Annotated in this window: 16 protein-coding genes; 11 read left to right on the top strand and 5 right to left on the bottom strand. The window is 70.8% G+C overall.

The window, feature by feature from the left end; genetic code table 11:
• Positions 1-43 precede the first annotated feature (43 nt).
• Positions 44-535, top strand: a complete 492-nt coding sequence (locus tag ABZO29_RS19100; RefSeq protein ID WP_367321398.1) for a DUF6082 family protein — start codon at positions 44-46, stop codon at positions 533-535.
• Between the two features lie 160 nt (positions 536-695).
• Here the strand turns inward: ABZO29_RS19100 and ABZO29_RS19095 are convergent, their stop codons facing one another.
• From ABZO29_RS19095 to ABZO29_RS19075, 5 genes are all read right to left on the bottom strand, one after another.
• On the bottom strand, positions 696-1,775 hold the full coding sequence (locus ABZO29_RS19095) for a 2-oxoacid:ferredoxin oxidoreductase subunit beta (protein WP_367321397.1): 1,080 nt from the start codon (positions 1,773-1,775) through the stop codon (positions 696-698).
• The gene (locus tag ABZO29_RS19090) at positions 1,768-3,696 is read right to left on the bottom strand and encodes a 2-oxoacid:acceptor oxidoreductase subunit alpha (RefSeq protein ID WP_367321396.1); all 1,929 of its coding nucleotides are present in this window, start codon (positions 3,694-3,696) and stop codon (positions 1,768-1,770) included. Before ABZO29_RS19090 ends, ABZO29_RS19095 begins: the two co-directional genes overlap by 8 nt.
• A 293-nt stretch (positions 3,697-3,989) precedes the next feature.
• Positions 3,990-4,649, bottom strand: coding sequence for a LuxR C-terminal-related transcriptional regulator (locus ABZO29_RS19085; protein WP_367326178.1), 660 nt, complete (start codon positions 4,647-4,649; stop codon positions 3,990-3,992).
• 219 nt (positions 4,650-4,868) lie between these two features.
• Positions 4,869-6,242: a sensor histidine kinase gene (locus ABZO29_RS19080; RefSeq protein WP_367326177.1), complete on the bottom strand. Its 1,374-nt coding sequence runs from the start codon at positions 6,240-6,242 to the stop codon at positions 4,869-4,871.
• 110 nt (positions 6,243-6,352) lie between these two features.
• Positions 6,353-7,561, bottom strand: a complete 1,209-nt coding sequence (locus tag ABZO29_RS19075; RefSeq protein WP_367321395.1) for a sensor histidine kinase — start codon at positions 7,559-7,561, stop codon at positions 6,353-6,355.
• 205 nt (positions 7,562-7,766) lie between these two features.
• Here ABZO29_RS19075 and ABZO29_RS19070 point away from each other — a divergent pair, with 205 nt between their 5' ends.
• The 10 genes from ABZO29_RS19070 to ABZO29_RS19025 are packed head-to-tail and all read left to right on the top strand — an operon-like array spanning position 7,767 to position 17,736.
• Positions 7,767-8,159 carry an NADH-quinone oxidoreductase subunit A gene (locus tag ABZO29_RS19070; protein ID WP_367321394.1) on the top strand — a complete coding sequence of 131 codons (393 nt, stop codon included), beginning with the start codon at positions 7,767-7,769 and terminating at the stop codon, positions 8,157-8,159.
• Positions 8,150-8,833: an NADH-quinone oxidoreductase subunit B gene (locus tag ABZO29_RS19065; protein ID WP_367321393.1), complete on the top strand. Its 684-nt coding sequence runs from the start codon at positions 8,150-8,152 to the stop codon at positions 8,831-8,833. The genes ABZO29_RS19070 and ABZO29_RS19065 overlap by 10 nt, the downstream gene beginning before the upstream one ends.
• Positions 8,830-10,062, top strand: a complete 1,233-nt coding sequence (locus tag ABZO29_RS19060; RefSeq protein WP_367321392.1) for an NADH-quinone oxidoreductase subunit C — start codon at positions 8,830-8,832, stop codon at positions 10,060-10,062. Before ABZO29_RS19065 ends, ABZO29_RS19060 begins: the two co-directional genes overlap by 4 nt.
• A complete protein-coding gene (locus ABZO29_RS19055) occupies positions 10,059-11,027 on the top strand; it encodes an NADH-quinone oxidoreductase subunit H (protein WP_367321391.1) in 969 nt (322 codons plus the stop codon). Before ABZO29_RS19060 ends, ABZO29_RS19055 begins: the two co-directional genes overlap by 4 nt.
• 2 nt (positions 11,028-11,029) lie before the next feature.
• Positions 11,030-11,668 (top strand): NADH-quinone oxidoreductase subunit I, encoded by a 639-nt coding sequence (locus ABZO29_RS19050; protein WP_367321390.1) that lies wholly within the window; start codon positions 11,030-11,032, stop codon positions 11,666-11,668.
• The gene (locus ABZO29_RS19045; RefSeq protein WP_367321389.1) at positions 11,665-12,270 is read left to right on the top strand and encodes an NADH-quinone oxidoreductase subunit J; all 606 of its coding nucleotides are present in this window, start codon (positions 11,665-11,667) and stop codon (positions 12,268-12,270) included. The genes ABZO29_RS19050 and ABZO29_RS19045 overlap by 4 nt, the downstream gene beginning before the upstream one ends.
• Entirely contained in the window at positions 12,270-12,668 is a 399-nt protein-coding gene (gene nuoK, locus ABZO29_RS19040; protein WP_367321388.1) for an NADH-quinone oxidoreductase subunit NuoK, read from the top strand. Before ABZO29_RS19045 ends, nuoK begins: the two co-directional genes overlap by 1 nt.
• A complete protein-coding gene (locus ABZO29_RS19035; RefSeq protein ID WP_367321387.1) occupies positions 12,665-14,659 on the top strand; it encodes an NADH-quinone oxidoreductase subunit L in 1,995 nt (664 codons plus the stop codon). Before nuoK ends, ABZO29_RS19035 begins: the two co-directional genes overlap by 4 nt.
• 6 nt (positions 14,660-14,665) lie before the next feature.
• Positions 14,666-16,240: a NuoM family protein gene (locus ABZO29_RS19030; RefSeq protein ID WP_367321386.1), complete on the top strand. Its 1,575-nt coding sequence runs from the start codon at positions 14,666-14,668 to the stop codon at positions 16,238-16,240.
• Positions 16,237-17,736: an NADH-quinone oxidoreductase subunit N gene (locus tag ABZO29_RS19025; protein WP_367321385.1), complete on the top strand. Its 1,500-nt coding sequence runs from the start codon at positions 16,237-16,239 to the stop codon at positions 17,734-17,736. Before ABZO29_RS19030 ends, ABZO29_RS19025 begins: the two co-directional genes overlap by 4 nt.
• Positions 17,737-17,870: the final 134 nt, after the last annotated feature.

The following is a 17,870-nucleotide window of genomic DNA, read 5'->3' as shown; positions in this document are numbered from 1 at the left end:
GCATGAAGGCCGAGGTTTTCGACTACTGCGCGGGGGTGCCGGAGTGGCTGAGCCTCACCAGGAAGACCGCTTCCGGGAACTCGTCCGAATGGGCGTCGCCATGGCTGAGGGCACAGCCCGTGTGGCTGAGGGCCTGGCTCGGGTGGCGGAGGAGATGCACCGGGCGAACCTGATCAGCCTGCAGAGCCTACTGGTGGAGCAGATGGACCGGTCGATCGACGATCCGTCACTGGCCGACACCCTGAGCACCTTGACCGACCTGTCCGAGGACCGACGCCGACAGATGATCACTGCCAATCGGCAGTACTCGCTCATACTGCTGGCTCACCGTGTCGGTGCGATCGACCGGAGCGAACTGCTCGGGGTCCTCAAGACGTTGCGCCGCAATCCCCTCTTCGTGGAGTACTGGGTACGGACGGCCGACGCCCGGCGGGAGCTGCCGCCGGAATCGCTGGAGGCTCGCATCGGCAGGGCTGTCGACGCCCTCATGGAGGAACGGCTCGACGACTTGGAGGAGTGGTGGGTCGTGGGGTGAGCAGCGGCGTGCTCTCCCGGCGGGAGACCGAGCGCCCGCCGACCGCGGCGGCGCAGGGCTGCCGGGCGGGGGAGCGAGCGGTGCTGCGGACCGGCGGCAGACCACGGGCCTGGGCGCCATGGACAGCGCCCAGGCCCTGAAGGGTCCTCGCCCGGCCCGGTCAGCCGACGACCGTCCAGGTGTCCCCACCCGCCAGCAACGCCGCCAGATCACCCTTCCCGTTCTGCTCGATCGCCGTGTCCAGCTGGTCGGCCATCTGCGTGTCGTACACCGGCCGCTCCACGGAACGGAACACACCGATCGGCGTGTGGTGGAGGGTGTCCGGATCGGCCAGGCGGGACAGGGCGAAAGCGGTGGTCGGTGAGGCGGAGTGGGCGTCGTGCACGACGATCTGCCCCTCGTTCTCCGGTGTCACCGTGACGACCTTCAGGTCACCCGTCACCGCATCCCGTACGACGCCCCGCGCACCGTCGGCGCCGAAGCGGATCGGCTGCCCGTGCTCCAGCCTGATCAGCGCCTCCGCCGCCGACTGCCGGTCCTTCAGCGCATCGAACGCACCGTCGTTGAAGATGTTGCAGTTCTGGTAGATCTCGATCAGCGCGGTGCCCGGATGGGCGGCCGCCTGCCGCAGGACCTCCGTCAGATGCTTGCGGTCGGAGTCGATCGTCCGCGCCACGAAGGACGCCTCCGCGCCGATGGCGAGGGACACCGGGTTGAAGGGCGCGTCCAGGGATCCCATCGGCGTCGACTTGGTGATCTTGCCGACCTCGGAGGTCGGCGAGTACTGGCCCTTCGTGAGGCCGTAGATCCGGTTGTTGAACAGCAGGATCTTCAGGTTGACGTTGCGACGCAGGACGTGGATCAGGTGGTTGCCGCCGATCGACAGCGCGTCGCCGTCACCCGTGACCACCCACACGCTCAGATCCCGCCGCGAGGTCGCGAGCCCCGTCGCGATCGCCGGCGCACGGCCGTGGATGGAGTGCATTCCGTACGTGTTCATGTAGTACGGGAAGCGCGACGAACAGCCGATTCCCGAGACGAAGACGATGTTCTCCCTGGCCAGGCCCAGCTCCGGCATGAAGCCCTGGACCGCGGCCAGAATCGCGTAGTCACCGCAGCCGGGGCACCAGCGCACTTCCTGATCGGACTTGAAGTCCTTCATGGACTGCCTGGCCTCGGCCTTGGGGACGAGCGAGAGCGCCTCGATCGTGCCCGTGCCTTCCGTGGACGTCTCAGCCATCGATGGCCTCCTTGAGCGCCTTGGCGAGCTGTTCGGCCTTGAACGGCATGCCGTTGACCTGGTTGTACGAGTGGGCGTCGACCAGGTACTTCGCCCGGATCAGCGTGGCGAGCTGGCCGAGGTTCATCTCGGGGATCACCACCTTTTCGTAACGCTGAAGAACCGTGCCGAGATTCCGCGGGAACGGGTTGAGGTGGCGCAGGTGCGCCTGCGCGATCGACTCCCCGGCCGTGCGCAGCCGCCGTACCGCCGCGGTGATCGGCCCGTACGTCGACCCCCAGCCCAGGACGAGGGTGCGCGCCTCGTGCGGGTCGTCCACCTCGACGTCGGGGACCTCGATCCCGTCGATCTTCGCCTGTCGCGTACGCACCATGAAGTCGTGGTTGGCGGGGGCGTACGAGATGTTGCCCGTGCCGTCCTCCTTCTCGATGCCGCCGATGCGGTGCTCGAGGCCGGGCGTGCCCGGGACCGCCCAGGGGCGGGCGAGGGTCTGCGGGTCGCGCTTGTACGGCCAGAAGACCTCGGTGCCGTCGTCCAGGGTGTGGTTCGGACCCTGCGCGAACTGCACGGTCAGGTCGGGCAGCGTGTCCAGGTCCGGGATGCGCCACGGCTCGGAGCCGTTGGCCAGGTAGCCGTCGGACAGCAGCATCACCGGCGTGCGGTAGGTGAGCGCGATGCGGGCCGCCTCGAGGGCCGCGTCGAAGCAGTCGGCGGGGGTGCGCGGGGCGATCACCGGGACCGGGGCCTCGCCGTTGCGGCCGTACATGGCCTGCAGCAGGTCCGCCTGCTCGGTCTTGGTCGGCAGACCCGTGGACGGACCGCCGCGCTGGATGTCGATCACCAGCAGGGGCAGCTCCAGCGAGACGGCCAGCCCGATGGTCTCGCTCTTCAGCGCCACACCGGGGCCGGAGGTCGTCGTCACGGCCAGCGACCCGCCGAAGGCCGCCCCCAGCGCCGCGCCGATGCCCGCGATCTCGTCCTCGGCCTGGAAGGTCCGTACGCCGAAGTTCTTGTGCTTGCTCAGCTCGTGCAGGATGTCCGAGGCCGGCGTGATCGGGTACGACCCCAGGAACAGCGGTAGATCGGCCTGGCGCGAGGCCGTGACCAGGCCGTACGCCAGCGCCAGGTTCCCGGAGATGTTCCGGTACGTGCCCACCGGGAAGGCCTTCGCCGCCGGGGCCACCTCGTAGCTGACCGCGAAGTCCTCGGTGGTCTCGCCGAAGTTCCAGCCCGCGCGGAAGGCGGCGATGTTGGCGGCCGCGATGTCGGGCTTCTTGGCGAACTTCGACTTGAGGAACGTCTCGGTGCCCTCGGTCGGCCGGTGGTACATCCAGGACAGCAGGCCCAGCGCGAACATGTTCTTGCTGCGCTCGGCCTCTTTCCGGGTGAGGTCGAACTCCTTCAGCGCCTCCACCGTCAGGCTCGTCAGCGGCACCGGGTGCAGGCTGTAGCCGTCGAGCGAGCCGTCCTCCAGGGGCGAGGTGTCGTACCCCACCTTCTGCATCGCCCGCTTGGTGAACTCGTCCGTGTTGACGATGATCTCCGCGCCGCGCGGCAGGTCGCCGATGTTCGCCTTCAGGGCGGCCGGGTTCATCGCCACCAGCACGTTCGGCGCGTCGCCGGGCGTGAGGATGTCGTGGTCGGCGAAGTGCAGCTGGAAGGACGAGACGCCAGGGAGCGTGCCGGCGGGGGCGCGGATCTCGGCGGGGAAGTTCGGCAGGGTGGACAGGTCGTTCCCGAAGGACGCGGTCTCGGATGTGAAGCGGTCACCGGTGAGCTGCATGCCGTCACCCGAGTCCCCCGCGAACCTGATGATCACCCGGTCGAGGCGGCGGACGTCCTTCGCCCCGGCCGCTTTGCGCTGCTCTCCTACGACGGCTCCGTCGGCCTGCTCCGCTGGGCTGCTGACCTGACTGGTCACTGAACTGGACCTCCCTCGAGGCGGCTGTTCGGGAGCGGCCTTCCCGCAGGCCCTCCCAGGACCAACCCTACGTCCGTGAAGGTCGCCTTCCCCGGGTCATCCGCATGATGGTCCCCCCTTCGAGACGACTCGACGCTCTGTCGCGTCGCGGCGGCGACACCGCGACGTGTCGTGATCGCGACACCCTGACTTGTCATGATTTCCCGCCCCCCGGCGTTGCTGGTGAAGACGCACCCCGCTCATGGTTCGGTTCTCGCTCGTGGACACATGTCCACTGACACGGTGTCAGGTAGTCACGAATTCAGGTAGGTCAGGACCGCCAGAACGCGCCGGTGATCCCCGTCACTCGGGGACAGCCCCAGCTTCAGGAAGATGTTGCTGACGTGCTTCTCCACGGCCCCGTCGCTCACGACCAGCTGCTTGGCGATGGCGGAGTTGGTCCGCCCCTCGGCCATCAGCCCCAGGACCTCCCGCTCCCTGGGCGTCAGCCCCGCCAGCACATCCTGCTTCCTGCTCCGCCCGAGCAGCTGCGCGACGACCTCGGGATCGAGGGCCGTACCGCCCTGCGCGACCCGCACCACCGCGTCCACGAACTCCCGGACCTCGGCCACCCGGTCCTTCAGCAGATATCCGACCCCGTGACTGGAACCGGCCAGCAGTTCGGTGGCATACCGCTCCTCCACGTACTGCGACAGCACGAGCACCCCGAGTCCCGGATGCGCCTTGCGCAGATGTACGGCGGCCCGCACCCCCTCGTCGGTGTGCGTCGGCGGCATCCGCACGTCCGCCACCACGACGTCGGGCAGCGTGCCCTCCCCGTCCAGCTCGGTGATCGTCTTCACCAGCGCGTCCGCGTCCCCGACACCGGCGACGACCTCATGACCGCGGTCCGTCAGCAGCCGGGTCAGGCCCTCCCTGAGCAGCACTGAATCCTCGGCGATGACCACCCGCACCCTGTCCTCCACGATCCTCGGCCCCCCACAGCCCGACTCCGTCCCGCCCCCCGGCACAAGTCCAGCATTCCAGCATCGGCAGCCGCTTGTGTCGGGCAACGGGAAAAGGGCGTGTTCCCTCAGGAAACCGAGTCGGGTGGTGGATGGGCACAGGCCCATGAGTCCAGGGGGCGCAGCCCCCTGGCGGCGGGGCGAAAACCTCCCCTCGGCACCCCCCGCTCACCCCCGCCAGGGCAGCTCCGCAGTCACCCGCGTAGGCCCCCCGACCGGCGATTCCACCACCAGAATCCCGTCCACCGCATCCAACCGCCCCGCAAGCCCGGCCAGCCCCGACCCACGGCCCGCATCCGCCCCACCCACCCCGTCATCCACCACCTGCAACATCAACCGGTTCTCCACCCGCCACACATCCACCGCCGCCCACGTGGCCCGCGCATGCTTGCTGATGTTCTGCAGCAGCTCCGACACCGTGAAATACGCGATCCCCTCGATCGCCGGAGCCGGCCGCGAAGGCAGATCCACGTCCACCTGCACCGGCACCGCACACCGCGACGCCACCGCCGACAGCGCCGCGTCCAGCCCCCGGTCCGTCAGCACCGCCGGATGAATCCCCCGCGCCAGATCCCGCAGCTCCTGCAGCGCCGTCTTCACCTCGCCGTGCGCCTCGTCCACCATCCGCGCCGCCGCCCGCGGGTCCTCCGCGAGCTTCTCCTTCGCCAGCCCCAGATCCATCGCCAGCGACACCAGCCGCGCCTGCGCCCCGTCGTGCAGATCCCGCTCGATGCGCCGCAGATCGGCCGCCGCCGTGTCGACCACGACCCCCCGGTCCGACTCCAGCTCCACCACCCGCGACGCCAGCCGCGACGGCCCGAGCAGCCCGTGCACCATCACCCGGTCCACCATCGTCAGCGCCCGCACGATCCACGGCGTGGCGAGCGTGAACAGCAGCCCCACCAGCGCCGTCACGCCGATCTCGAAGGGGTTGTCGAGGTAGATCCGGTGGGTCTCGTCGCCGTACAGCTGGAGCCCGTCCTGTCCGCCGTACAGGGGGAAGAGCCAGAACCACAGCGGATACGTCAGCAGCGTCCACCCGTACGCCCAGAACGCCACCGCGACCCCGAAGGAAAACACCGCCCACGGCAACTGCACCACCGCGTACAGCAGGTTCCGCCACGACGTGCCGCTCTTGAGGACGGCGCCCATCCACGCCGTCACACCGTTCTTCCGCACCCGCAGCGGCTCGGGGTCGGCCACCTCCAGACCGAGCAGCCCGCGCGCCCGCATCCGCTCCAGCGCCCCGAAGCCCCGGCACCCCGCCAGCGCCGCCGCCAGCACGGGAATACCGAGGAACGTCACCAGCAGTCCCGCCCCCAGAGACACCATCGTGACGGCGTACGTGAACAGCACGATGCCGATCGGCAGGCTCAGCACGACGTACGCGAGTTCACGCCAGTGGCGTGCCTCGACGGGAGCGCGCAGCGCGGCGGGCAGCCGGCGCCGCCGAGCCTCCTCGAAGCCGGGCCGACCGTCATGCCCGAACCCGTACCCGTGCCGGTACCCGTACCCGTGTCCGTCGTCGAACTGCGTGGCCATCGGCTCGTCCGTTCTGCTCATGGTGCGGCTCGGCTGTCGTACGCCCACTCTGCTCAGCCGCAGCCAGGCGGGCCATGGAGTCCGTCGGCGTCTTGGGCGGGGGGTTTTCCCTACCCCCTGCGGGCATCCTCCGCCCGGTCCCGCCACGGCAGTTCCGCCGTCACGGTCGTGGGACCACCCGGCGGCGAGTCGACGACGAACAGGCCGTCGACGGCGTCGAGGCGCTCGGCCAGACCCCGCATGCCCGTACCCCCGTCGAGGCGCGCGCCGCCGCGCCCGTCGTCCCACACCTGGATGAGCAGCCGGTCCTCCGCCCGCCAGACGTCCACGGCCGCGGACCTCGCCCCGCTGTGCTTGCTGATGTTCTGCAGCAGTTCGGAGACGGTGAAGTAGGCGATGCCCTCGATCGCCGCGGCCGGTCTGGACGCCAGGTCGGCCGTCACCTTCACGGGTACCGTGCAGCGGGAGGCGACCGCCGACAGGGCGGCGTCCAGGCCGCGGTCGGTGAGGACGGCCGGGTGGATCCCACGGGCCAGATCCCGCAGCTCCTGCAGCGCCAGCTTCACCTCGCCGTGCGCCTCCTCGACCATCGCCGCCACGTGTTCGTCGGCCTGGCCCTCCAGCAGCTTCTCCTTGGCCAGGCCGAGCCCCATGGCCAGGTTGACCAGGCGGGCCTGCGCCCCGTCGTGCAGATCGCGTTCGATGCGCCGCAGGTCGGCGGCGGCCGTGTCGACCACGACCCCCCGGTCGGACTCCAGTTCGGCGATGCGCCGCTCCAGCTCGTCGGAGGGCGAGAGCAGCCCGCGCACCATCGCCCGGTCCGCGTTGGTGAGACCGCGCGCCAGGAACGGCAGCACCGGCCACAGCACGAACAGCGAGGTCAGAGTGACCGTGAAGGTGAGAATCCCCCAGGGCAGCCGCATGAAGTCGTACAGGACCGTGCGCCAGCCCACCGAGTCCTTCAGCACCAGCCACAGCCGCTGCAACGGGCCTCCGCTCCGGCGCAGCGGCAGCGGGCTCGGCTCGTCGATCCGCAGCCCGAGCAGCGCCCTCGCCCGCGCCCGCTCGAACCTGCCCATCAGCCGCGCGCCCATCAGCCCGAGCGCCAGCAGCGGCAGCCCGACCACCGTGAGCGTCAGCGTGGCGCCGGTGAACAGCACCGTCATCACGTACACGAAACCGATCAGCGACATGGGCAGGTTCGCCAGGAGATGCGTGATCTCCTTCCACGTCTGCGGGTCGTAGGCGAATCCGGCCGGGGGCAGACGGTCGTCGTCACCGGAACGGGCCGGGCCCGTCGAGGGGTTGGGTGCGGTCATATGGGCTAGCGTGCCGCGCCGCGCCCCTCGGCGCCATGAGGTCGGCCGCCCCTGCCGACGGGGGAAAACCCCACCCCCGTGGCTCAAGGCGTGAAGCGCTGCTTACCGTGTCTTTATCAGGGCCTAGACTCCCGTGCGTACAGATCGTCGAACAACGGCGTTCACCAGGAGTGCAGGTCACGAGCTCAGGGAGCGAGGGACGGACGTGCGGGAACCGACCGTCGTCGCGGCGGACTACTTCCAGTCCTATTCGGTCGTCGGACTGCTCGCCGTCGTGGGCGTGCTGTTCGTGGCGGTCGCGTTCGGGGCGGGCCGCCTGCTGCGCCCGGTGGTCCCCACCCCCGAGAAACTCCTGACGTACGAGTGCGGCGTCGACCCCGTCGGCGAGGGCTGGGCCCACACCCAGGTCCGCTACTACGTCTACGCCTTCCTGTACGTCATCTTCGCGGTCGACTCGATCTTCCTGTTCCCCTGGGCGACGGTCTTCGCCGCCCCCGGCTACGGCGCCACCACCCTCGTCGAGATGTTCATCTTCCTCGGCTTCCTGGCCGTGGGCCTGCTGTACGCATACAAGAAGGGCGTTCTGGCATGGACGTGACGCCGGGCACCAACGGGCAGCCGGCGCAGGCGGGTCGGCCGGTGGAGCCTGTTGTGGCGGTTGTGGCGGTTGTGGCGGTTGAGGCGGTTGAGCCGGTTCTGCTGCCGGAGCCGAAGCGGCTGGGTGCCCTCGCCCGCCTCGCCCCCGAGCCGATGAAGGTCATCCTGAACTGGGGCCGCCGCTACTCCCTCTGGGTCTTCAACTTCGGCCTGGCCTGCTGCGCGATCGAGTTCATCGCCGCGTCGATGGCCCGCCACGACTTCATCCGCCTCGGCGTCATCCCCTTCGCTCCGGGCCCGCGCCAGGCCGATCTCATGGTCGTGTCGGGCACGGTGACGGACAAGATGGCGCCCGCCGTGAAGCGCCTGTACGAGCAGATGCCCGAGCCGAAGTACGTCATCTCCTTCGGGGCGTGCTCGAACTGCGGCGGCCCGTACTGGGACTCTTACTCCGTCACGAAGGGCGTCGACCAGATCATCCCCGTCGACGTGTACGTCCCCGGCTGCCCGCCCCGCCCCGAGGCCCTTCTCCAGGGCATCCTGAAGCTCCAGGAGAAGATCGCGCGGGAGTCGCTGGGGGAGCGGTACGGCGCTTCCCGGCCGTCGGCCGCCGCCCTGCAGAGCGGGCTCGTGAAGCCGCCCGCTGCCCCGGTCACCCAGGGGGACGGGCGATGACCACAGTGGGCTGGCTCCCGGCACCCGTCGAGGACCTCTTCGGCACGGACGCCACGGCGGAGGAGTCGTACGAGGTCCTGACCGTCGACGTACCGCCGGCATCCTGGACCGTGGCGCTCCGCACCGCCCGCGACGACCTCGGGTGCACCTACTTCGACTGGCTGAGCGCCGTCGACGAACCCGGCACGGGCTTCCGCGTCTCGGCCCACGTGGTCGCCCTGGCGCCCGTACGACGGCTGCTGCTCCGCACGACGGTCCCGCACGAGTCGCCCGCCCTCGCGTCCGCCGTCGACGTCTACGCGGGCGCGGCCTGGCACGAACGCGAGACCCACGAAATGTTCGGCGTCGTCTTCGAAGGCCACCCGGCCCTGGACCACCTGCTCCTGCCGGAGGCCTTCGAGGGGCACCCCCTGCGGAAGGACTTCGTCCTGGCGGCACGGGTCGCCAAGGCCTGGCCCGGGGCGAAGGAGCCCGGAGAGTCGGACCACGGCGGCCCCAAGCGCCGCCAGATGCTTCCCCCCGGCGTCCCCGACCCGAACGAGTGGGGCCCCCTGAAGGGCCAGCTTCCCCCTGCCCCGGCCCGCCCGGCCCGGGGCGCGGGCCGCGCGGCGGGCGAACGCCCGGCGCGGGCTGCGGGGGAACGTCCCGCTCGGCGTACCCGTACGGCGGCGGAGGGCTCGGCGAGCCAGGCGGCGGTGGGTGCGGAGGGCGCGGAGGGCGCGGACGCTCCGACGGGTTCCGAGACGCCGGCGACTCCCCAGGCTCCGACGGGACAGCGGAGGGCGCGAAGCGCAGCCGAGGGCTCGGCGAGTCAGCGGACGGTCGCCACCGAGGGCCCGGCGAGTCAGCAGCCGAGCGCCACCGAGGGCCCGGCGACTCAGCAGGCGGGCGCCCCTGGCACCTCGCCGACTCCGGCTCGCCCCACCACGCCGCCCCGCAGCTCCGACGCCCCGTGGCACCACGCCCGCCCGGCCTTCGACGAGCCCGGACAGAAGGACGCGGAGCCAGAGCGGCCGGAACCGGAGCGCCCGGAGCCAGAGCGGCCGGAGCCGGAGCGGCCGGAGCCGGAGCGGCCGGAGCCGGAGCGGCCGGAGCCGGAGCGGCCGGAACCGGACGCCGACGCCGAAGCCGTACCGCCCGCGGACCGGGCCCCCGAAGCACCGCAGCCCGACGACGACCCCGCCCCTGACAAGCCCACCCCCGAAAACCCCACAGGAGGCCCGCGGTGAACGACGCGCTCGACGTCGCCCTGCGACTCCTGGTCGTCTTCGGCGTCTTCCTCACCTTCCCTCTGATCATCGGCCAGACCGAACACAAGGTGATGGCCCATATGCAGGGCCGACTCGGCCCGATGTACGCCGGTGGCTTCCACGGCTGGGCCCAGCTCATCGCCGACGGAGTGAAGTTCGCGCAGAAGGAGGACGTGGTCCCGGCAGGCGCCGACCGCCGTATCTTCCAGCTCGCCCCCGCCGTGGCCCTTCTCCCGTACCTCCTGGTCCTCCTCGCCATCCCCATCGGCCCGAGCGAGGGCGCCGTCGGCCAGGTCCTGGACGCGGGCGTCTTCTTCGTCCTCGCCGTGATGGGCGTGGGTGTTCTGGGCGCCCTCATGGCCGGCTGGGCCTCTGCCAACAAGTTCTCCCTCCTCGGCGGCCTGCGCACCGCCGCCCAGCTCCTCGCCTACGAACTCCCGATGCTCCTCGCCGCCGCCTCCGTGGCGATGGCGGCCGGCACGGTCTCCCTCCCCGGCATCGTCAACGCCTTCGAGTGGTGGTGGCTGCCCTGGCAGATCACCGGCGCACTCGTCTTCTTCGTCGCCGGTCTCGCGGAGCTGCAGCGCCCCCCCTTCGACATGCCCGTCGCCGACTCGGAGATCATCTTCGGCGCGTACACCGAGTACACCGGCCTGCGCTTCGCCCTCTTCCTCCTCGCCGAGTACGCCGGAATCGTCGTCCTGTGCGCCCTGACCACCGTCCTCTTCCTGGGCGGCTGGCACGGCCCCTGGGGCGCGGAGGGCCTCGGGTGGGTCTGGACCCTCCTGAAGACGGCGGTGCTGGCCTTCCTCGTGATCTGGCTGCGCGTCACCTATCCCCGCCTGCGCGAGGACCAGCTCCAGAAACTCTCCTGGACTCTCCTCGTCCCCCTCTCCCTCGCCCAGATCGCCCTCACCGGCGTCGTGAAGGTGGTGATCCAGTAACCATGGCCGAGCCTCTCCCGCCCACCCGGCCCCGCATCCCCGGCAGCGGCCTGGCCAAGGGCCTGGCCGTCACCCTCCGCACGATGACCAGGAAGTCCGTCACCGATCAGTACCCGGACGCCCAGCCCGACCTCCCGCCCCGCACCCGCGGTGTGATCGGCCTGTTCGAGGAGAACTGCACGGTCTGCATGCTGTGCGCCCGCGAGTGCCCGGACTGGTGCATCTACATCGACTCCCACAAGGAGACGATCCCGGCGGCGACCCCCGGCGGCCGCGAACGCAGCCGCAACGTCCTCGACCGCTTCGCCATCGACTTCTCCCTGTGCATGTACTGCGGTATCTGCATCGAGGTCTGTCCTTTCGACGCCCTGTTCTGGTCCCCGGAGTTCGAGTACGCCGAGACCGACATCCGCGACCTCACCCACGAACGCGACAAGCTCCGCGAGTGGATGTGGACGGTCCCGGCTCCGCCGGCCCTCGACCCGGCCGCCGAGGAACCGAAGGAGATCGCCGCAGCCCGCAAGACCGCCGAGAAGCTGGCAGCGGCCCAAACGGAGCAGACCGGGCCGACCGAACCGACCGGACCGACCGGGCCGACCGCCCCCTCCGACCCCGCAGGCCCTCAGGGAGGCGATTCGTGACCCTCGCTCAGGCACAGCACGGCTTCCTCTCCCCGACCGGCGTCGAAATCGCCTTCCTCCTCGTCGGTCTGGTCACGTTCGGCGCCGCACTCGTCACCGTCACCACCCGGCAGCTGGTCCACGCCGCCCTGTGGCTGGTGGTGACCCTCGGCGGCCTCGCCGTCGAATACCTCCTGCTCACCGCCGAGTTCATCGCCTGGGTGCAGGTCCTCATCTACGTCGGTTCCGTCGTCGTCCTCCTCCTGTTCGGGCTGATGCTCACCAAGGCCCCGATCGGCCGCTCCCCGGACGCCGACTCCGGCAACCGCTGGGCCGCCCTCACCGTGGCGATCGCCGCGGCCGCCGCCCTGGTCTGGGTCGTCGTCGACGCCTTCCGCACGACCTGGATCGACCTGGACGGCCCGGCCGCCGGTTCGACGAAGGTCACCGGCGCCAGCCTCTTCCAGAACTGGGTCCTCCCCTTCGAGGCCCTCTCCGTCCTCCTCCTCGCCGCCCTGGTCGGCGCGATCGTCCTGTCCCGCAAGGCCAAGGCGGACGACGCGCCGGCCCCGACCCTCCCCGGCACCCGGACGAACCAGGCCGACAAGGAAGGCGCCCGCTGATGCATCTCGCCTATCCCGCGGTCCTCTCCGCCCTCCTCTTCTGCACCGGCCTGTACGGCGTCCTCGCCCGCCGCAACGCGATCCTGGTCCTCATGTCGGTCGAGCTGATGCTCAACGCCGTCAACCTCAACCTGGTCGCCTTCGACGTCTGGCTCAGCAGGACCGCCGAGGAGACCCTGCACTCGGGCCAGGCCCTGACGCTGTTCACCATCGCCATCGCCGCCGCCGAGATCGGCATCGGCCTGGCGATCGTCCTCGCCGTCTACCGCAACCGCGGCACCTCGGACATCGACAGGCTCCGCGACTCCGCCGAGAGCCACGAGCCCGACGGCCAGGACAGCGAAGCCCTCACGGCCGAGCAGGCCGACCGGACCGGGAAGGCTGAGGCCACCGCGTGACCACGACCACCCTCGCCGCCCTCGTCCCCCTCCTTCCGTTCCTGGGGGCGGCCGCCGGCCTCCTCCTGGGCCGCACGGCCCCCGGCTTCGTCCGCCCGATCGCGGTCCTGCCGACCCTCACCGCCCTCGTGCTGGCCGTGGTGGTTGCCGTCCGCCAGGGCGGAGACGCGGCCGTCGACGCCGCCACCGAGCTCACACCCACCGGCTCGATCCCCGTCGAACTCGCCCTGAACATCGACGGCTTCGCCGCCCTCGTCGCCGTCCTGGTCGGCTTCGTCGCCACCTGCGTGCAGATCTACTCGACGGGCTACCTGCGCGACGACCCGCGCTATCCCTCGTACGCCGCCCTCGTCTCCCTGTTCACCTCCGCGATGCTCCTCGTCGTCTACTCCGGCGACCTGATCGTGCTGCTGGTCGGCTGGGAAGTCATGGGCATCTGCTCCTACTTCCTGGTCGGCCACTACTGGGAGACCCCGGAGGCCCGCGCCGCCTCCCTCAAGGCCTTCCTGGTCACCAAGCTCGGCGACGTCCCCTTCCTCATCGGTCTGTTCGCCCTCGCCACCGACGCCGGCTCCTTCCGCATCACGAAGGTCCTCGCCGCCGTCGCTCACGGCGGACTCGACCACCCGACGCTCATCGCCCTCCTGCTCCTGGCGGGCGTGGCCGGCAAGTCGGCGCAGTTCCCGCTGCACACCTGGCTCCCCGACGCGATGGCGGGCCCGACACCCGTCTCCGCGCTGATCCACGCCGCGACGATGGTCGCCGCCGGCGTCTACTTCATCGCCCGTCTCCTTCCCGTCTTCGAGGCCTCCCGGGCCGCGATGGTCGTCCTCGCCGTCATGGCCGCCGTCACGATGACCGGCTCGGGCCTCGCCGCCCTCGCCCAGGACGACATCAAGCGCGTTCTCGCCTACTCGACGATCGGCCAGCTCGGCTACATGACCGGCGCCCTCGCCGTCGGCGACCGCGGAGCCGCCGTCTTCCACCTCCTCTCGCACGGCGCCTTCAAGGCACTGCTGTTCCTCGCAGCCGGCGTGATCATCCACGCCGCCGGCACCAACTCCCTGGCCGCCATGTCCCGCATGCGCGGCCTGAGCGGCCGTGTCCCCGACGCCTACTGGACGATGACCGTGGCGCTCCTCGCGCTCGCCGCGATCCCTCCCTTCAGCGGCTTCTTCTCCAAGGAGTCCGTCCTCGGCGCCGCCGAGCACATCACCACCGGCCACACCGAGCACGCCCCCGCCGCGGCGGGCTGGATCGTCCTCGTCGCGGGCCTTCTCACCGCCGTCCTCACCGCCGCGTACGCGGCGCGCCTGTGGCTGCTCGCCTTCCGCGGGCGGGGCGCCGAGGCCCCCGACCACGGCCGCCAGCCCCTCACCATGACCGTCGTGCTGTGGGTGCTCGCCGTGCCGTCCCTCGCCCTCGGCGGGCTCACCTACCGCACGCTCCCCGACTGGTTCGACGGCCGCGACCTGGCCCCGACCCTGGCCACGTCCGTCCTGGGCACGGGCCTCGCCCTGGTAGGCGGACTCCTCACGTACGGCGTCTGGCAGCGCACGTCGGCCGCGGCCGCCCGGGTACCCCTGGGCGCCGTCGCCGCCCACCCCGAGGGCGACGCAGGACTCGTCGAGGCAGAGGCCATCGCCAGCCACGAGCCCGTGTACGGCGGCGTGGCGTACGCACCCGACCCGGCCGACCCGGGGCGGGCCCTACTGGGCCCACTGCACCGGCACGCGGCCGTCGGCTTCCACCTCGACGCCGTGTACTCGGCACTGTTCGTCCGCCCGGTCCGGGCCGGAGCGAGCCTCGTCCGGTTCCTCGACCGCGAGGTCGTCGACACCTATGTCCGTGGGGCGGGCGCCCTACCCCGCTGGCTCGGCATCGCCGTACGGCGCGCCCAGACCGGCAATGTGCAGACCTATGTGAGCGCGCTGCTCGCCGGCACCGTCGTCCTGGTGGTCGCCGCCGTCCTCGTCGCCACGGGAGCGTGAGCAGGCGTGATCGATATCAACGAGTCCGTGATGCAGTTCCTTCTGGCATTCGTCGTCGTCGGCCCGCTCCTCGGCGCCGCCGCCGCTCTCCTGCCGGCCCCGCCCGGGCTGAAGGGGAAGTCGCCCGAGCAGGCCGTGCTGCGGCACGGCGTCACCGTGACCGGGGCGGTCCTCATCGCCGCGATCGTCCTCGCGCTCGGGTTCGACCACGACCATCCGTCGAAGATGCAGGCCAGCACCGACATCAGCTGGATCCCCGCACTCGACGTGCGCATCCACCTCGGCATCGACGGCATCTCCCTCCCCCTTATGGTCCTGACCGCGCTGCTGACCTTCCTCTGCGCGCTCTACTCCTACTTCAAGATGCCGGCAGGCCCGAGCCCGAAGGCCTTCGTGGCCCTGCTGCTCGTCCTCGAGTCCGGCACCCTCGCCACCTTCGCCGTCCTCGACCTGCTGCTCTTCTTCCTCGCCTTCGAGACGGTCCTCATCCCCATGTACTTCCTCATCGCCCGCTGGGGCGGTGAGCAACGGACCCAGGCCGCCTGGAAGTTCATCCTCTTCACACTGCTCGGCTCCGTCGTCATGCTGCTCGGCCTGCTCCTGATCGGAATCAAGGCGGGCACATTCGACATGGTGGCACTCGCCACTGACAACGGCCATTCGCTGACCACATCCGTGCAGGTCATCGCCGTTTTGGCGATCGGAGTCGGGCTCGCGGTCAAGACGCCGATGTGGCCGCTGCACAGCTGGCTGCCCGACGCCCACACCGCCGCGCCGACCGTCGGCTCGGTCCTGCTGGCCGGCGTGCTGCTGAAGATGGGTACGTACGGGTTCGTCCGGATCCTCCTCCCGATCGCGCCCGACGGCTTCCACACCTTCGCGCCCTACCTCGCCGCCTTCGCCGTCGTCGGAATCATCTACGGATCCCTGGCCTGCCTGGCCCTCGCCAAGCAGGGCGCGAAGGGCGACCTCAAACGGCTCATCGCCTACTCCTCCGTCGGCCACATGGGCTTCGTCCTGCTCGGCATCGCGAGCACCACCCCCACCGGCGTGAACGGCGCCCTGTTCGCCAACGTCGCCCACGGCCTCATCACCGGCCTCCTCTTCTTCCTGGTCGGCGCGCTGAAGGACCGTACGGGCAGCACCGACCTCGACACCCTCGCCGAGGAGACGGGAGCGGCACTGTACGCCAAGACCCCGCGCCTCGGCGGCCTGCTCGCCTTCGCCGCGGTTGCCTCGCTCGGCCTGCCCGGCCTCGCCGGGTTCTGGGGCGAGATGCTGGCACTGTTCGGTGCGTTCAACCCCGCCGCCGACCTCAGCCGCCCCGCCTTCCTCACCTTCACGGCGATCGCCGCGTTCGGCACTCTGCTGACGGCCGCGTACCTCCTCGTCGTCGTCCGCCGCGTCTGCATGGGCGCCGCACCTCAGGAAGCCCCCAAGCTCGCCGACGTCCACACCTACGAGTTCGCGGCCTGGACCCCGCTCGTCGCCCTCACCGTCGTCGCCGGCCTGTGGCCCAAGGCCCTCCTCGGCCTGACCGACCCGGCCGTGCAGCAACTCCTCGCAGGAGGCACCCGATGAGCTCCCTCGTCCAGTCCGTCGACTGGCTCGCGATCGCGCCGCCCACCCTCGCCGCGGTGGTCGGACTCGTCGTGCTCGTCGCCGACCTGTTCGTGACCGACGCGAAGAAGCCCGCCCTCGGCTGGGTCTCCGTCGCGGGCCTCGCCGCCTCCGCGGCCCTGCTGCTGCCACTCCTCGACGGCGACCGCTCCACCTTCTGCCTGACCGGCCACGCCGACGTCTGCAGCTACACCGCCGACCGCTTCACCCTCGTCATCCAATTCCTGGTCTTCGGCGGCGCCCTCCTCGCCGCGCTCCTGTCGGTCACCGTCCTCAAGGACGCGCGCAAGGAACTCCCCGAAGGGGAGTACTGGTTCCTGCTGCTCTCCTCCGCCGCCGGAGCCGCCCTCCTGCCCGCCTCCCGCGACCTAGCGACCCTCGTCGTCGCCCTGGAGGTCGCCTCCCTGCCCGCCTTCGCCCTCGTCGGCCTGCGACATGGCGACAGGAAGTCCTCCGAAGCGGCCCTGAAGTTCTTCCTGTCGTCGGTCACCGCGACCGCCGTCAGCCTGATGGGCATCAGCTTCGTGTACGCCACGACGGGAACCCTCTACCTCACCCAGGTCGCCGACCGCATCCAGGACGTCGACGGGCAGCTGCAAACCCTCGCGCAGACCGGTGTCGTCCTCACACTCGTCGGCTTCGCCTTCAAGACGGCCGCCGTCCCCTTCCACTTCTGGGTGCCCGACACCTACGTGGGAGCGCCCCTGCCGATCGCCGCCTACCTGTCGGTCGTCGGAAAGGCGGTCGGCTTCACCGGCCTCATCCTCGTCACCGTCGTGGCCTTCCCGTCCTACGCCGACGCCTGGGGCCCGGCACTCGCCGCACTCGCCGCCCTCACCATGACCGTCGGCAACGTCGGCGCCCTGCGCCAGCAAGCCACGCGCGCGTACAGCGCGGTACGACTGCTCGCCTGGTCCTCCGTCGGCCAGGCCGGCTACCTCCTCGTACCGATCGCCGCGGCCGCCTACTCCGACGACGCCGAGCACTCGATCGGCTCCACGCTCGCCTACGCCCTCATGTACGCGGCCGTGAACCTCGGCGCCTTCGCGGTGGCCGCACTCGTGGGCCGTACGAGGTCCCTGAACCGCATCACCGACTACCGCGGCCTCTACGCCAAGAACCCCGTCGCCGCCCTCCTGCTGGCCTTCTTCCTGCTCTGCCTGGCCGGACTGCCGCCGGGCATCATCGGCCTCTTCGCCAAGGTCACCGTGTTCTCCGCAGCCGTCGACGCCGGCCTCGGCTGGCTGGCCGTGGTCATGGCCGTCAACGTGGTGATCGCGCTCTTCTACTACCTCCAGTGGACGGCACTGCTGTTCCGCGCCCCCGAAGGCGAGCCCGAACAGCACCGGCTCCCCGCACCCCTCACGGCGGCCATCGCCCTCACCGGCATCCTCGGCATCGCCCTCTCCGGGGCACCCCAGCTGGTCCTGCGCTTCACCGACACAGGACTCTTCTGACACCGCGGTCCGCCACCCGCCCCCGGCCATCACCCGGTCGGCGCAAGCGGGGCCCGTACGCACAAGGGAACTAGTGCCCCTCGCCTGGCGTTGACCAGTACGGGAGGGTCCACTGGACGTGACACCACGGCACC

This window comes from Streptomyces sp. HUAS ZL42 (assembly GCF_040782645.1).
In the GTDB taxonomy this organism is placed as follows: Bacteria; Actinomycetota; Actinomycetes; order Streptomycetales; family Streptomycetaceae; genus Streptomyces.
The sequence above is the reverse complement of the archived record's forward strand: the minus strand, read 5'-3'. Positions and strand labels throughout refer to the sequence as shown.

Excerpts from the sequence above, each read along its gene's own strand:
- nuoK (WP_367321388.1), top strand. The coding sequence starts at position 12,270 with ATGCATCTCGCCTATCCCGCGGTCCTCTCCGCCCTCCTCTTCTGCACC.
- ABZO29_RS19050 (WP_367321390.1), top strand. The coding sequence starts at position 11,030 with ATGGCCGAGCCTCTCCCGCCCACCCGGCCCCGCATCCCCGGCAGCGGC.
- ABZO29_RS19025 (WP_367321385.1), top strand. The coding sequence starts at position 16,237 with ATGAGCTCCCTCGTCCAGTCCGTCGACTGGCTCGCGATCGCGCCGCCC.
- ABZO29_RS19065 (WP_367321393.1), top strand. The coding sequence starts at position 8,150 with ATGGACGTGACGCCGGGCACCAACGGGCAGCCGGCGCAGGCGGGTCGG.
- ABZO29_RS19095 (WP_367321397.1), bottom strand. The coding sequence starts at position 1,775 with ATGGCTGAGACGTCCACGGAAGGCACGGGCACGATCGAGGCGCTCTCG.
- ABZO29_RS19075 (WP_367321395.1), bottom strand. The coding sequence starts at position 7,561 with ATGACCGCACCCAACCCCTCGACGGGCCCGGCCCGTTCCGGTGACGAC.
- ABZO29_RS19080 (WP_367326177.1), bottom strand. The coding sequence starts at position 6,242 with ATGGCCACGCAGTTCGACGACGGACACGGGTACGGGTACCGGCACGGG.
- ABZO29_RS19060 (WP_367321392.1), top strand. The coding sequence starts at position 8,830 with ATGACCACAGTGGGCTGGCTCCCGGCACCCGTCGAGGACCTCTTCGGC.